Below are 12,444 nucleotides of genomic sequence, written 5' to 3'. Positions count from 1 at the left end.
AAGAAAATGCTTAGGATACAAAACACCTAATGAGGTGTTTTGGAATAAGAACGTTGCACTTACGAGTTGAATGTATGATCTGAAATAACGTTATCAGTGATGTGTTGAGCTGGTGTGACCTGATTTTAAATGTGAGTCCATTAACACTTCAATTTCATCTTGCGATAAGTATTCATGTTCTGTTTCTGGTTGCTCACGACGAACCGCTGCGGGCAAATCAAAATCTAAGTGTTTGAGCTGTTTATTGTTGAGGGTGGTCATGAAGTTTTGTAATGCCTGAATCACTTGACCATTTAAGTCGCGATCCGTTTGTTCCAAAATGATTTCATGCAGTTGATTGACCCACTTCATTTGCGTGTCTCTGACTCTTTCAGCATGGGTGCGTAATTCATTGTTTCTAATCGCTTCCGGATACGCTTTAGTCAGGTTCTTAATATCTTCAATAATCATTTCCGCAATCTGAATGGTTTGTTCAGACGTGGTTTCAAGGCGATTGTCGATATATTGCAAACAGGTATTTACTTTCTGCGGTGTATTCATTTTAGTGGTCATTATTTAATTCCTCATGTATTAAGTGTCAAATTAATGACAAAAATAAATATTTTTATTATGTGTACCGGTTCTATCACAAAAACCATGCCAAATTTTATTTACTGTTAAGTTCTTGAAAAATAGATAAAATATGAAATCATCAAGTGTCAATAAACGGTGGGTTTATTTTCAAAATCAAGGAAAAATCATTTTTTTGGCATCAGTTGCGGTACACTTTGCGTTTTTAAATGAGTGATGAATTTGAATACGTTACCAATCACCGTGGTATTTCAATCGGCAGACTTTGTGGTGGTGGACAAACCCGCCGGAATGAATTTTCACTCCGAACCTGATGCTGATGGACAAAAACAGCCAGGCCTGGTCGTTTTTGTACAACAGCAACTAGGGGTTGAGGAACTCTATCCTGTTCATCGGTTAGATAAAATGACCTCCGGTTTGGTAATTTTGGCTTTAAACAAACCTTCAGCTCAGACGTTTCAACAACTATTTGAAACCCGACAAGTTGAAAAGTATTACTTGGCCATCTCCACGCACAAACCTAAAAAGAAACAAGGCTGGGTAAAAGGCGATATGATTCCGGCGCGGCGCGGCAGTTGGAAACTCAGTAAAACGATAGAGAATCCGGCGATAACGCAATTTATCAGCCAGAATACCCGACCCGGAGAGCGCTGGTTTTTGTTAAAACCTTACACGGGGAAAACACATCAGTTACGTGTGGCTTTAAAAAGCTTAGGCGCACCGATTGCTGGAGATGCACGCTATGCACTTTCGGTAGAGGCCGAGCATGAAGACAGAGGCTATTTGCATGCATTTGCTTTACGCTTCACCTTGCATGATGAGTCTTATGAATTTTGTGTGCCGCCGCAGCAAGGCCAGCGGTTTCAAACAGCAGAAGCGCAAACGCTTTTGCAACAATGGCAAACACCTTGGTCCGCGTTTAAGCGTCAGTGAGTTAAAAAGGCAAAAGAATGACAAAAGAGAAACCTTTTTGGGAAACCAAAACATTGGCCGAAATGACCACGGAAGAGTGGGAGTCGGTCTGTGATGGCTGCGGTTTATGTTGTTTAACTAAATTACAAGACGATGAAACCGATGAAATTGTGTATACCCGAGTGGTGTGCAAGTATTCCGATCTAAAAACCGGAGCTTGTTCCGACTATAAAAACCGCTCAAAGAATGTGCCGACCTGTGTGAATCTAACCTTAGACAGAGTGGCTGAATTTGATTGGTTGCCGGATACCTGTGGTTATCGCGTTTTGTATCGAGGCGATCCATTACCTGAGTGGCACCCATTGGTTTCTGGAAAAAGAGAATCGGTAACCGAAGCACATATTGGGTTGTTAGCCATTCCGGTGGTGGTCGATCAGCCGGGATTGGAGTATGAAGACTATCTGATGAAAAAGCCATAATGGCATTTAGAATTCAGATTGCGAAACCAAAAAAGGCCAGCTTTAAGCTGGCCTTTTTACATTAAAGCACTCTTTACTGGAGATCAGTGCTGATGACCGCCATCACCATGTGCGTGTCCATGCTCCAGTTCTTCTTCTGTCGCATCACGAACGCCCATGACTTCGATGTCAAAGTTAAGGTCTTTCCCTGCAAGAGGATGGTTTCCATCAACTGTTACAGTTTCATCGTCTACTTTCGTGATTTCAACAGAGTGAACGCCTTGCTCTGTCTGAGCTTCAAAGCGCATTCCAACTTCTAGGTTGTCTACACCTTGGAACATGCTTTTTGGAACACCTTCTTGAACTAGGTGTGGCTGAGTGTCGCCATAAGCGTCAGCCGCTGCGATGTTTGCAGTGAACTTATCACCCACTTCTTTACCTTCAAGCTCTTTCTCCAAACCAGGAATTAGATTGGAATGACCATGCAAATACGCTAAAGCTTGGCCGTTAGAAGCGTCAATCACGTTTCCTTCTGCGTCTGTCAAAGAGTAGTCGATCATGCCAACCTTATTTTGTTCAATTTTCATCTTAAAGTCCTGTTTTGCTAAATAAGAACCTGTATCATACAGATTCTTGTTGTTTTATTGGAGAAAATCGAAGTGTTGTGGTTAAAAACTTTTCATATTTTATTTGTAATGTCTTGGATGGCAGGGATCTTTTATTTGCCACGTATTTTTGTGCACTTTGTAGAAGGCCAAGCCGCAGGGGAGCAAGTCACACGTTTAGCCATTATGGCGAAAAAGCTGTATAAGTTTATGACCATTATGATGATGCTGGCGATCGGAACGGGTATCTGGTTGTGGCTGGCGTATTGGCCGGTAGCAGAAGGAATGGGCTGGTTGCATGCAAAAATCGTCCTGGTCGTTTTAATGCTGGTATATCATTTGTGGACTAAGCGCCGCATGAAAGAAATGCAAGACGGGCATTTAGATCACAGCGGGTTATATTATCGTTGGGCTAATGAAATCCCATTGATTTTAACGATTTTGATTCTGATTTTGGTTGAGTTAAAACCGTTTTAAATTGATGTAATAGGGTTGATTGATGAAAGAGTGTCCAGACATTCAATTAGATTTTAAAATGGCGCCCAAAACCGAGGCGCCAGTTTATCTACATGACAAAGTCACTGTTTTAGATATTGACCCTATCGGACCTTATGTTCGCAATAAACAAAGTCATATTGTGTGTATTGGGTCTCACCAAGCTTTGATTTCGGAAGATGAAGGGCAAACCTGGCAAGCCTATGACTTGTTCTCATCCAAAGATTTCTTAATCCATGATGCCCGCAGTCTGTGTGTTTCCGATTCTGGCGTGATTGTGGTCGGCTTTTTGAATATGGCACAAGCCCATTTCAAATGGCACAAGAAAGCCAATAAACCCACTCAAAAGACTCGGCTGGATTTATGGTCCGTTCGCAGTTTGGATGGCGGTAAAACCTGGGAAGACCCTGTTTGTGTTCAAAAAGGCTATTGTGGTTCAACCACGACCATGATTTCGCTTTCCAGCGGTGCATTATTGATGGCCGCTCAAAATCTGGATTATGAGGCGGGGCGGCATTATAGCTTGACCTATCTTTCAGAAGATGACGGGCAAACTTGGCAGGCCAGCAATAAAATCGATATTGGCGGGCAAGGGCATCATGGCGGGTGTTATGAAGGCACCTTGCTGGAACTGAACGATGGTCGAGTCTGGTATCTGATTCGCACCAACCTAGATTGGTTCTGGAATGGTTATTCCGATAATCAAGGCAAGACCTGGACGCACTTAGAACCGGGAATGACTGCCAGTAGTTCACCAGGCATGTTAAGTCGTTTACAAAGCGGCCGTTTGGTTTTGGCTTATAATCAACTCACCAAAGAGGGCGAAACCACAGCACCTCGAATTGCGGGTTTGTTTTCAGAAGTGCCTGCTTCCTGGCAGCGTGAAGAACTCAGTATTCGGTTGTCAGACGATGACGGACAAACTTGGACCGACCCTGTGGTGATCGCTTCTTGCAAAGGCGCCTGGTTGTCTTACTGTTCTTTGTTTGAAGCGAAGCCTGGTGAAATCTGGCTCACCACCATGCAAAGTCAACTCAAACTCAAGCTAACAGAAAACGACTTTATTTAGCCTTCAAAATAAAAAGGCCAGAGTATTTTTTTTGATAAAAATTCACAACGCTTTACCCTCTCACAACAATCCTTTTCGGTTGAACCCAAACCTACCTCTTCAAATAATTGACTTAGTATTTCATCTAGCAAAGACAATTTTTTTAAGGTAGCATTCATTTAAAGCAGTAGGCTTTTCAAGTTTTCTTAGTTTTCTTAGTTTTCTTAGTTTTCTTAGTTTTCTTAGTTTTCTAAGGACTGAAAGAATCGTCTCGTTTATCAAATAAAGGAGGAAATATGATGGAGTTGACTGTATATCTCTCTGGCGAAATTCATACCGATTGGCGACAACAGATAAAAGAAGGCTGTAAGGCGCTTAATCTATCCATCGAGTTCACCTCTGCCGTCACAGATCATGCCGCCAGCGATGCTGCTGGTGACTTGCTTGGTGCAGAAGAGAAAAACTTCTGGCGTGATCACAAATCCGCGAAAGTGAATGCCATCCGAACCAAAACGTTGATTGAAAACTGTGATGTGGCCGTGGTCCGTTTTGGCGATAAATATAAACAGTGGAATGCTGCTTTTGATGCCGGTTATTGCGCCGCAATGGGCACACCTTACATTACCCTGCATGACGAAGACATCATTCACCCGCTTAAAGAAGTTGATGCCGCTGCTATGGCATGGGCCACAACCCCTGAGCAGGTGGTCGAAATTTTAAAATATGTTACAGCCAAAGAATAACCTCTAACAAACCTCTCAAGCTGGCTGTGCTTAACCTGTAGCCGCTTAGTTTAATCATTATAAAAATGAGGCGCATTATGTTTGGTGTGGAATTAGATTTAAATTTAATCAGGTTTCATTTATTTCAGTTGGGGGTTACGTTTTTATTAGCACTTCCCATCGCACTTAATCGAGAGTTGAACGAGCGTGGTGCCGGGTTACGGACATTTCCCTTGGTTGCTATTTCATCGTGCGCTTTTATGCTTGTGGGGATGGATGTGTATGAAGGCTCTGATGCTGAAGCAAGAGTCATGTATGGCATCATCACAGGCATGGGGTTTATTGGAGGTGGTGCCATTTTTAAAAGCCAAGAAGGAACACAGGGCACTGCCACCGCAGCCGGTTTATGGATCACGGCGGCCATCGGGATATCCGTGGCCTATAGTCGTTACGAAATCGCCATCATATTGTCTGTTGTAGGGTTTCTTATTTTTAATTTTTCCAAACCCTTCAAGAAAAAATACTCATAACCGAAGGCTCAAGTTAATAAAAAGGGTAGCGTCCCCTTTTTCCTCGCATTACGCGAGTTTTATTAGTTTTATTGCGTACAATTATTGTGTATGATGCTACATTCACTTGTAATGCATTTTGTAGAAAAAATTAAAAAACGGGGTGCTTTTCTTTAAGGTCAGTAGTAGAACTAAAAAGGGTAGCGTTCCCCTTTTTCGCAGCCCTTATGTGCTAAAGAGGTCGGATGAATATCTACAGCCATGAAATCGCATCATATAAAAGAGAAATTGATGCGTTTACAACTGAATATGAGATGGGTTCCAAAGAAGGTAACCTTACACATTACTCACTTGCACTGAGTAACAGAACAAATTTATTAGTAATAGGTTTATGCTCGCTAGTCGAAGCCTATTTGTACGAAGTTGCACATAAAGCCGAAATTGATACTCCTTTCAAAATCGATGACTTAAAAGGTAATGGAATATCACGTTTAAAAACATTTATTACCCGCTCAAAAGGAATCGATTTTGGTGAAATCACTACTTGGGAGGAGTTTCATCAAATCTACCAATTAAGAAATGCATTAGTTCATGGGTATGGTGGTTTAGTAGATTCCGTTGATATTGGTAAGGTTGAAAAAGCGCTAAAAACTTTAAAGTGCAGCGATGCTTTGGTTGGCGGTAGAAGAATAAGGCTTATGCCAGGTTCATTATCTAAATTTTGTAATATTGTTGAAAATACTATTACTCAAGTTGAAGCGCGCACATAACAATTGCATTGAGTCGGACAGTCCTTATGAAAATAAATTTTCAACGGACATGCCGCTTATCCGCAGCCCGTTAAAACTCATACGAAGTAGAGGTTTATGGACGAATACAAACTACTGATACATGTTCTTAAGTTTTGCGAAGAAAACGGGAGCAGGCACAGTAATGTTCACTTTGATGTGGACCATAAACTTGTAGAAGAGCTTTATGATCGCTATGGAGTGCAACCATCAATAGACGAGCTAAAACAGATTGTTGATCGCTGTTATGCCAGAGATTGGTTAGAGCATGCCTATTATGGAAGCGGTCGCCATAATGACCTCAAGCTAACCTCAAAAGGCATGGGCGTTGCCACTTCAAAACGGAAATCCGAAGAGTTGCGAAAAAACCGCCCATTACCGAAAAAGGTTTCTGACTACATCGAAGACCACAAAGGCTTGTTTGTGCTTCTAGGCTCTTGTATTGCCTTGGCAAGCTTAATAATTAGCTTTCTAGCAAAGGGTTCCGGTAATGGATAAGAGTTACTCAATTGAAGTAAAGTGTTTATTTTGTGACGCCACACTAAAGACAGAAGAAGGCCGGGAGTATCAGTCTGGCGATATGATTAAGTGCTCGGAATGTGGTGAGCTTAATGACTATGACTCTGTGTTAGAAGTCGCTAAAGAACAAGGTGTAGAGTTGGTCAAAAATGAACTAGAGAAAGAACTTAAATCAAAGTTCAAAAATTTATTCAAGTGAACGTTTTAACAAGGCAAATCCAGCCGACGCCTTCAGTCGCTACCGCTCCCTACGGCTCGGCTGATTTGCGGCGTTAGTTCCGACGCGCAAGCTCTGGACTAACAAGAAAAAGGGGACGCTACCCTTTTATTTCATGTTAATATCAAATTATGCCTAGATTAGCTCGAGTTGTCTTGCCCGATATCCCTTACCATATTACACAGCGAGGTAATCGCCGTGAGAATGTGTTTTTCAATGATGAGGATAGAATCTTTTATTTATCACTTTTGAAAGAATATTGTGATAAACACTCAGTTGAAATTTGGGCGTACTGTTTGATGACAAATCATATTCATTTGATTTTAAAACCCTCTAATGCAGAGGGCTTGCAGAAAGCTTTAAAACCCCTTCATATGCGCTACGCTCAGTACATAAATAAAAAGAAAGGTTGGAAAGGGCATTTGTGGCAAGGTCGATATTTTTCATCGGCGCTGGACGAAGTTTATACGTATTTCGCTATTCGATATGTTGAGCAAAATCCAGTAAGAGCAAAAATGGTCGTTAATGCTTTTGACTATCCTTGGTCAAGTGCACGAGCGCATTCAGGGCTTGTTGAGTCAGATATTTTGGGTGTTATTCCGTTTGAATATAATCCGGCAAACCAACAAGACTGGATCACTTTTTTGGAAGAGCGTTCACCGGTTGAGCCTGTTGATGTTTTAAGAAGAAATATTGAAAAAGGGTTGCCATGTGGTGAAACGTCGTTTGTTGAAAAACTTGAAAGGTTGTCTAATCGGACGCTTTCATTTAAGCCAGTAGGAAGACCCAAAAAAGGGTAACGTCCCCTTTTTGCTTTCGGCAACAAGGTGTGAGGAGGAAAGAAAATGGTAAAAGTTAAGAGAAAGCGGAGGGAGAAGCCAAGACGGCACAGCGCTAAGGCAGGATTGCCCCCTGGAACGATGATGTTTATCGGCGAACAAGAAATGAACACGGCGCGTGTCGATCTCATCGATTACAACGAAAGCCAGTTGGAGGAACTGCGTGATGTTTCCGTAGACCGATGCGGGAAGCCTGCTAACAGCCCTGGCGTAAGGTGGATAAATGTCAACGGCATCCATAACGTGGGGCTGATTGAATCGCTCGGAAAATCCCTCGACCTACACCCTCTGACCTTGGAAGACATTGTTAATACTACTCATCGCCCCAAGGCGGAGATGTTTCCAAGATATATTTACGTGGTGTTGAAGATGATTTCCTATGACGAGGCGGAAAACCGAGCAGAGATTGAACACATCAGTCTAGTCCTAGGTGAAAATTATGTGGTGTCTTTTCAGGAGAAAGAAGGCGATGTGTTTAACATGGTACGTGAACGTCTCAGAACCTCTAAAGGTCCCATCCGCTCAATGAAAGCCGATTATCTGGCTTACACCCTGATGGACGCCGTGGTGGATAATTACTTTTTAGCGGTGGAGCGCATCGGGGATCGAATAGAAGAACTGGACGATCGGATTTTGATCAAACCGAAGCCCGATGATCTGCAAGAGGTGCACAGGCTCAAGCGAGATATTTTGAGCCTTCGCAAGGCGGTCTGGCCTCTTCGCGAGGAGATTGGGGCGCTGGAGAAAAGCGAATCTTCGCTGATTCGGTCTGAGACCAAGCTGTTTCTGCGTGACCTTTACGACCACACCATACAGATTATCGACATGGTAGAGACTTTTCGGGATGTTCTGGGAAGCGTACACGATACGTTCTTGTCCAGCATGAGTAACCGCATGAACGAAGTCATGAAGGTGCTCACCATTGTCGCAACAATCTTCATTCCTTTGACGTTCATCGCCGGTGTGTATGGCATGAATTTTGAAAACATGCCGGAACTCAAATGGCCATGGGGGTATTTTATAGTATTGGGTGTCATGTTGGTGACAGGGTTCGGCATGCTCGGATATTTCTGGAAAAAGAAATGGCTGTGAAAGCGATGCGGGTTCCGTCCGCTCTATCAAGTGGGCGAGGCCCTCTGATTGTGGTTTTGGGTGTTAAGGCGTACACACATATTGAATTATTTTTTTAAGTGCAATCGAATGCCGCTGAGAACCATCAAGATAAACAGTAAGCTCGCCAAATCAATCAACCAGCCAAGTCCCAATTTATCCCAAAAAATAGCCGTTGTGCAGTTCTAGCATTATCATTTTAATTTAAATTTTATGTCAAACAGCCTTTTTAAGGTATATTAGCGGGTAAAAACCGTCTAGATTATTTTCAGTACCAAAAAGATTGTGTTAACTGAGTACGATTTAAATGAGAAGAAAGTGAATTTACCAAACGTTATTTTATCTGATCCCGAGTTCTTGAAAAATAAGGTGCTTAAGGGGCTGGACGTTGTACTGGGCGTATTTGCATTGTTGCTTTCTTTTTTCAATATCTATCTACAAAACTATCCTCTGGCGGCTGTTGAAGTTATTATGAGCATGACTTGTTGGTTTGTTTATCGAAAAACCCAAGATCATTCAATCAGTTCTACACAGGCAATGCTCGTGCCGTATTTTTTTGTAATGATCGTTCTCTATGGCACTTACACAACGCCTCTTAGCAATGGATTGCTGCTGTGGAGTTTTACCTTTCCCATTATTTTTTACCTTCTCTTTGGTAAGCAACATGGCTTTTATGCGTCTTTGATTATTGGTGGCTTACAGGTTATCAATATTTTGAACAAGGATCAGATTGAGCTGTATGCGACGACCAATATCAGCATTAACTTTTTGTTAGCTTATGTGAGCGTTTGGGTGGTTTCTCATGTGTATGAAATGAATCGAGAAAACGTCCAAGATGCCCTGAGAAATTTGGCATTAAAAGATTCGTTAACGGGAGCCAATAATCGATTGTCGCTTAAACATATCTTTGAAAAAAAGGTTAAAGCGGCAGAGGATTTTTCGATTGTCATGTTGGATATTGATCTTTTTAAAAACGTGAATGATAAACATGGGCATGAAGCGGGCGACTTGGTTTTGGTTGAGTTGACAAAAACGTTGATTGAAGTGCTGAGTCATGAACAGGTTTTTCGTTTAGGTGGCGATGAGCTTGCGTTGCTTATTCCAAAGTCAAAGAAGGCAGCTTTAAGCATTATGGAACGCGTTCGCGAGACGGTGGAAAAACAGTTAATCAAATATAAAGAAGAGATCATAAACCTTTCATTTAGCGCAGGAATCTCGCAGTGGTCGCCAGAAAAGGATTTGCCGGTTATGTTAAAAGAAGCCGATGAGTGTCTTTATAAAGCCAAAAGTAATGGGCGCAATCAAATCCTATAAATAAAGTATTTTAGGGAAAAGTAATGTTCCTTTTTATGTGCGATCAAAAACAGCCAGGCCTGGCTGTTTTTGACTCTAAGAGCCTGCTTATGTAGGTTTTTTATGAGTTTAATTGTTTATCTTTTTAAGTGTAATCGAATGCCGCTGAGTACCATCAAGATAAACAGTAAGCTCGCCAAATCAACCAGCCAAGGTCCAATCTTTCCAAAGAAATAGCCATTGTGCAGTTCTAAAATAATTTTTTCCAGCCTGTTTTGTGGCTTGTCTGAATCGAAATTAATTGGGTAAAGTCTTCAGAAATCTTATTTCTCATAGTGGTGATGACTTGGTTGTTTTTTTGATATTGAAATGCTCACTTTAACCGAGCTTTTTTCTTGTGTAGTATTTTTTATAAAATGGCTTAAGTTGTTAATTAATAAAGAAATATATAGAATTAAGCCGCTAAGTTTATAGCATAAGATTCCAATTTTATAATTTATTGGCGTACGCAATATATATTAAGTTAAGATGTACAGATATAGTTGCATGTAATTGGAGGGTATCTATGCATACTGTTAGCAAAAAAGAGTTACAAGATACATTACAGCAACTGAACCAAGCTATTTACAACCATGAGCAGTGGTCTAAAGATCTCATCCGCTCGATGATCTGTCGATTGCCTTACGATAACCGAGACATTGCTGATGATGCCCATCATCATTGCCGTTTCGGGCAGTGGTATTACGGCACTCCGCCTCAAGCATTTCTCGAACACCCTGCATTCAAGGCGATCGGAGCCGAGCACCGCCGTATGCATCAAGTTACAGCGCAATTGCTTCTTGAATCAGCAAGTACAGGGGTAGTTGATCCACTGCACTATGACAACTTCATAAGTGCTGCAGAGCGTCTGCGTCTGGAAATTTATTCGTTCAAGCATGAAATCGAGGAATCAATCAATACTCGTGATCCGTTGACGGGCGCAGAGAACCGTTTTAAGATGCTTTCCCGGCTTCGCGAACTACTTGAGTTGAGCAAGCGCGGCGTTCAAGACTGTAGTATTGTGATCATGGATCTGGATTATTTTAAGAAGGTCAATGATACCTATGGCCATGCTGCTGGAGATCAGGTACTTGTGACCTGGGTGGATTACATCAAGAAAAATCTGAGAAAGTACGACAGAGTATACCGTTATGGTGGCGAGGAATTTTTGCTGTCCTTTCCTGGTAATGATCAACAGAGCGTAAAGGAGCTAATCGAGCGCTTACGCAAGGGGACTCCTGAGATTGTCATCGAAGGGAATGAAGCAAAATCTATTATGGTCACAGCCTCATTCGGGATCACGGCACTTGATCCGGTTTTAAGTGTTGAGGAGTCAATTAGTCGCGCGGATATTGCATTGTATGAAGCCAAGAAAGCCGGGCGCAATTGCAGTTGTATCTGGGATTCTACTATGGCATCTATGCAGAATGCTGGAAGCGGTGATTTAGGGGCAATTGCCGGAGAAACAAATGAGACTCACTGATCAGAGAGCAACAGCAAAAAACGCTGCCTCTTATGCCGAACGTTATGCATTAAGCTGTAAATTTTGATTATTTTTTTAAGTGTAATCGAATGCCGCTGAGTACCATCAAGATAAACAGTAAGCTCGCCAGGTCAACCAGCCAAGGTCCAACCTTTCCAAAGAAATAGCCATTGTGCAGTTCTAAAATAATTTTTTCTAATGTCAGTGGGCTGTCGAAGCTGTTCATTAACTGTTTCTGAATGTCTTCTGGTGCGGCTTGGCTGTTAATGATTGTTAATTTTATCCAACTTGCTTGGGCGTCTGTCTGAATCGGAATTAACTGGGTGAAATCTTCCGAAATCTGCCAGGCCTGGCTGTTTTTCGCAGCAAGGATGACGTGGTTCTGTTGTGTAAAAAAGTCTAAGTTAGATGGGTCCGTTACGTTTTGGCTTTGTAACGCTTCGGGAAGCGGAATGCGCTCTATGAAATCACCTGTGTTGGTGAGTAGAATTAATTTATTGGAGAGCAAGATAAACAAAAACGAGTCGTTGCTGACCAAAGCGCGAATGTTGCCCTGAAACGGAAGCGGGGTTTTATTCCAGTAGAGGGCTTGTGGCGTTTGAATAACCCAGTCGGCCTTTAGTTGAAAGGCCTGTTGAATTTTTGGTGTGTTGATTTGATACCACTCTAGTAACCACGGTTGCTGAATCTTGACATCATTCAGTTTTAAATCTTCGGTATGGTTCAACAACACACCGCTCAAGCTTAACCAAAAAAGCAGGAAGGCGACTGTGTATGCAAGCAGGCGATGAAATTGTCTGGCGGTGTGTTTTTTGAATAAAGCGGGCATGTTCAATC

Annotated in this window: 17 protein-coding genes; 13 read left to right on the top strand and 4 right to left on the bottom strand. The window is 42.0% G+C overall.

The annotated features are described in order from the left end of the window. Positions 1–93 precede the first annotated feature (93 nt). A complete protein-coding gene (locus P8629_RS07725; protein ID WP_278165553.1) occupies positions 94–552 on the bottom strand; it encodes a hypothetical protein in 459 nt (152 codons plus the stop codon). Between the two features lie 234 nt (positions 553–786). Here P8629_RS07725 and P8629_RS07720 point away from each other — a divergent pair, with 234 nt between their 5' ends. Both P8629_RS07720 and P8629_RS07715 read left to right on the top strand, forming a co-directional pair. Next, complete coding sequence (locus P8629_RS07720; RefSeq protein WP_278165552.1) at positions 787–1,503, top strand: TIGR01621 family pseudouridine synthase; 717 nt, start codon at positions 787–789, stop codon at positions 1,501–1,503. A gap of 17 nt (positions 1,504–1,520) precedes the next feature. After that, complete coding sequence (locus P8629_RS07715; RefSeq protein WP_278165551.1) at positions 1,521–1,961, top strand: YcgN family cysteine cluster protein; 441 nt, start codon at positions 1,521–1,523, stop codon at positions 1,959–1,961. Between the two features lie 83 nt (positions 1,962–2,044). Here P8629_RS07715 and slyD read toward each other — a convergent pair whose 3' ends face one another. After that, positions 2,045–2,527, bottom strand: a complete 483-nt coding sequence (gene slyD / locus P8629_RS07710; RefSeq protein WP_278165550.1) for a peptidylprolyl isomerase — start codon at positions 2,525–2,527, stop codon at positions 2,045–2,047. A gap of 72 nt (positions 2,528–2,599) precedes the next feature. Between slyD and P8629_RS07705 the strand changes: the two genes are divergently transcribed. The 10 genes from P8629_RS07705 to P8629_RS07660 all read left to right on the top strand — a co-directional run bounded on the left by P8629_RS07705 (position 2,600) and on the right by P8629_RS07660 (position 10,106). After that, positions 2,600–3,022, top strand: coding sequence for a CopD family protein (locus tag P8629_RS07705; protein ID WP_278165549.1), 423 nt, complete (start codon positions 2,600–2,602; stop codon positions 3,020–3,022). 22 nt (positions 3,023–3,044) lie between these two features. Beyond that, positions 3,045–4,109 carry a sialidase family protein gene (locus tag P8629_RS07700; RefSeq protein ID WP_278165548.1) on the top strand — a complete coding sequence of 355 codons (1,065 nt, stop codon included), beginning with the start codon at positions 3,045–3,047 and terminating at the stop codon, positions 4,107–4,109. 275 nt (positions 4,110–4,384) lie between these two features. After that, entirely contained in the window at positions 4,385–4,831 is a 447-nt protein-coding gene (locus P8629_RS07695) for a YtoQ family protein (RefSeq protein ID WP_278165547.1), read from the top strand. 77 nt (positions 4,832–4,908) lie between these two features. Next, entirely contained in the window at positions 4,909–5,340 is a 432-nt protein-coding gene (locus tag P8629_RS07690) for an MgtC/SapB family protein (RefSeq protein ID WP_278165546.1), read from the top strand. Between the two features lie 224 nt (positions 5,341–5,564). Next, the gene (locus P8629_RS07685) at positions 5,565–6,089 is read left to right on the top strand and encodes a hypothetical protein (RefSeq protein WP_278165545.1); all 525 of its coding nucleotides are present in this window, start codon (positions 5,565–5,567) and stop codon (positions 6,087–6,089) included. Positions 6,090–6,185: 96 nt separating this feature from the next. Continuing rightward, a complete protein-coding gene (locus P8629_RS07680; RefSeq protein WP_278165544.1) occupies positions 6,186–6,605 on the top strand; it encodes a hypothetical protein in 420 nt (139 codons plus the stop codon). Beyond that, complete coding sequence (locus P8629_RS07675; protein WP_278165543.1) at positions 6,598–6,825, top strand: hypothetical protein; 228 nt, start codon at positions 6,598–6,600, stop codon at positions 6,823–6,825. The genes P8629_RS07680 and P8629_RS07675 overlap by 8 nt, the downstream gene beginning before the upstream one ends. A 149-nt stretch (positions 6,826–6,974) precedes the next feature. Continuing rightward, positions 6,975–7,643: a transposase gene (locus tag P8629_RS07670; protein WP_278165542.1), complete on the top strand. Its 669-nt coding sequence runs from the start codon at positions 6,975–6,977 to the stop codon at positions 7,641–7,643. Between the two features lie 45 nt (positions 7,644–7,688). Continuing rightward, positions 7,689–8,774 (top strand): magnesium/cobalt transporter CorA, encoded by a 1,086-nt coding sequence (gene corA / locus P8629_RS07665; protein ID WP_278165541.1) that lies wholly within the window; start codon positions 7,689–7,691, stop codon positions 8,772–8,774. A 336-nt stretch (positions 8,775–9,110) separates the two neighbouring features. After that, positions 9,111–10,106, top strand: a complete 996-nt coding sequence (locus P8629_RS07660; protein WP_278165540.1) for a GGDEF domain-containing protein — start codon at positions 9,111–9,113, stop codon at positions 10,104–10,106. Positions 10,107–10,222: 116 nt separating this feature from the next. Here the strand turns inward: P8629_RS07660 and P8629_RS12870 are convergent, their stop codons facing one another. Then, on the bottom strand, positions 10,223–10,354 hold the full coding sequence (locus P8629_RS12870; protein WP_442908695.1) for a hypothetical protein: 132 nt from the start codon (positions 10,352–10,354) through the stop codon (positions 10,223–10,225). Between the two features lie 296 nt (positions 10,355–10,650). Here P8629_RS12870 and P8629_RS07655 point away from each other — a divergent pair, with 296 nt between their 5' ends. Next, positions 10,651–11,607: a diguanylate cyclase gene (locus tag P8629_RS07655; RefSeq protein WP_278165539.1), complete on the top strand. Its 957-nt coding sequence runs from the start codon at positions 10,651–10,653 to the stop codon at positions 11,605–11,607. A 67-nt stretch (positions 11,608–11,674) separates the two neighbouring features. Here P8629_RS07655 and P8629_RS07650 read toward each other — a convergent pair whose 3' ends face one another. Beyond that, a complete protein-coding gene (locus P8629_RS07650) occupies positions 11,675–12,436 on the bottom strand; it encodes a PepSY domain-containing protein (protein WP_278165538.1) in 762 nt (253 codons plus the stop codon). Between the last annotated feature and the right edge of the window lie 8 nt (positions 12,437–12,444).

This window comes from Hydrogenovibrio sp. 3SP14C1, assembly GCF_029625905.1.
Classification (GTDB): domain Bacteria; phylum Pseudomonadota; class Gammaproteobacteria; order Thiomicrospirales; family Thiomicrospiraceae; genus Hydrogenovibrio.
This window is presented reverse-complemented; position numbering and strand designations above follow the sequence as displayed.

Excerpts from the sequence above, each read along its gene's own strand:
- P8629_RS07720 (WP_278165552.1), top strand. The coding sequence starts at position 787 with ATGAATTTGAATACGTTACCAATCACCGTGGTATTTCAATCGGCAGAC.
- corA (WP_278165541.1), top strand. The coding sequence starts at position 7,689 with ATGGTAAAAGTTAAGAGAAAGCGGAGGGAGAAGCCAAGACGGCACAGC.
- P8629_RS07715 (WP_278165551.1), top strand. The coding sequence starts at position 1,521 with ATGACAAAAGAGAAACCTTTTTGGGAAACCAAAACATTGGCCGAAATG.
- P8629_RS07680 (WP_278165544.1), top strand. The coding sequence starts at position 6,186 with ATGGACGAATACAAACTACTGATACATGTTCTTAAGTTTTGCGAAGAA.
- P8629_RS07685 (WP_278165545.1), top strand. The coding sequence starts at position 5,565 with ATGAATATCTACAGCCATGAAATCGCATCATATAAAAGAGAAATTGAT.
- P8629_RS07650 (WP_278165538.1), bottom strand. The coding sequence starts at position 12,436 with ATGCCCGCTTTATTCAAAAAACACACCGCCAGACAATTTCATCGCCTG.
- slyD (WP_278165550.1), bottom strand. The coding sequence starts at position 2,527 with ATGAAAATTGAACAAAATAAGGTTGGCATGATCGACTACTCTTTGACA.
- P8629_RS07700 (WP_278165548.1), top strand. The coding sequence starts at position 3,045 with ATGAAAGAGTGTCCAGACATTCAATTAGATTTTAAAATGGCGCCCAAA.
- P8629_RS07670 (WP_278165542.1), top strand. The coding sequence starts at position 6,975 with ATGCCTAGATTAGCTCGAGTTGTCTTGCCCGATATCCCTTACCATATT.
- P8629_RS07675 (WP_278165543.1), top strand. The coding sequence starts at position 6,598 with ATGGATAAGAGTTACTCAATTGAAGTAAAGTGTTTATTTTGTGACGCC.
- P8629_RS07690 (WP_278165546.1), top strand. The coding sequence starts at position 4,909 with ATGTTTGGTGTGGAATTAGATTTAAATTTAATCAGGTTTCATTTATTT.
- P8629_RS07655 (WP_278165539.1), top strand. The coding sequence starts at position 10,651 with ATGCATACTGTTAGCAAAAAAGAGTTACAAGATACATTACAGCAACTG.
- P8629_RS07695 (WP_278165547.1), top strand. The coding sequence starts at position 4,385 with ATGATGGAGTTGACTGTATATCTCTCTGGCGAAATTCATACCGATTGG.
- P8629_RS07725 (WP_278165553.1), bottom strand. The coding sequence starts at position 552 with ATGACCACTAAAATGAATACACCGCAGAAAGTAAATACCTGTTTGCAA.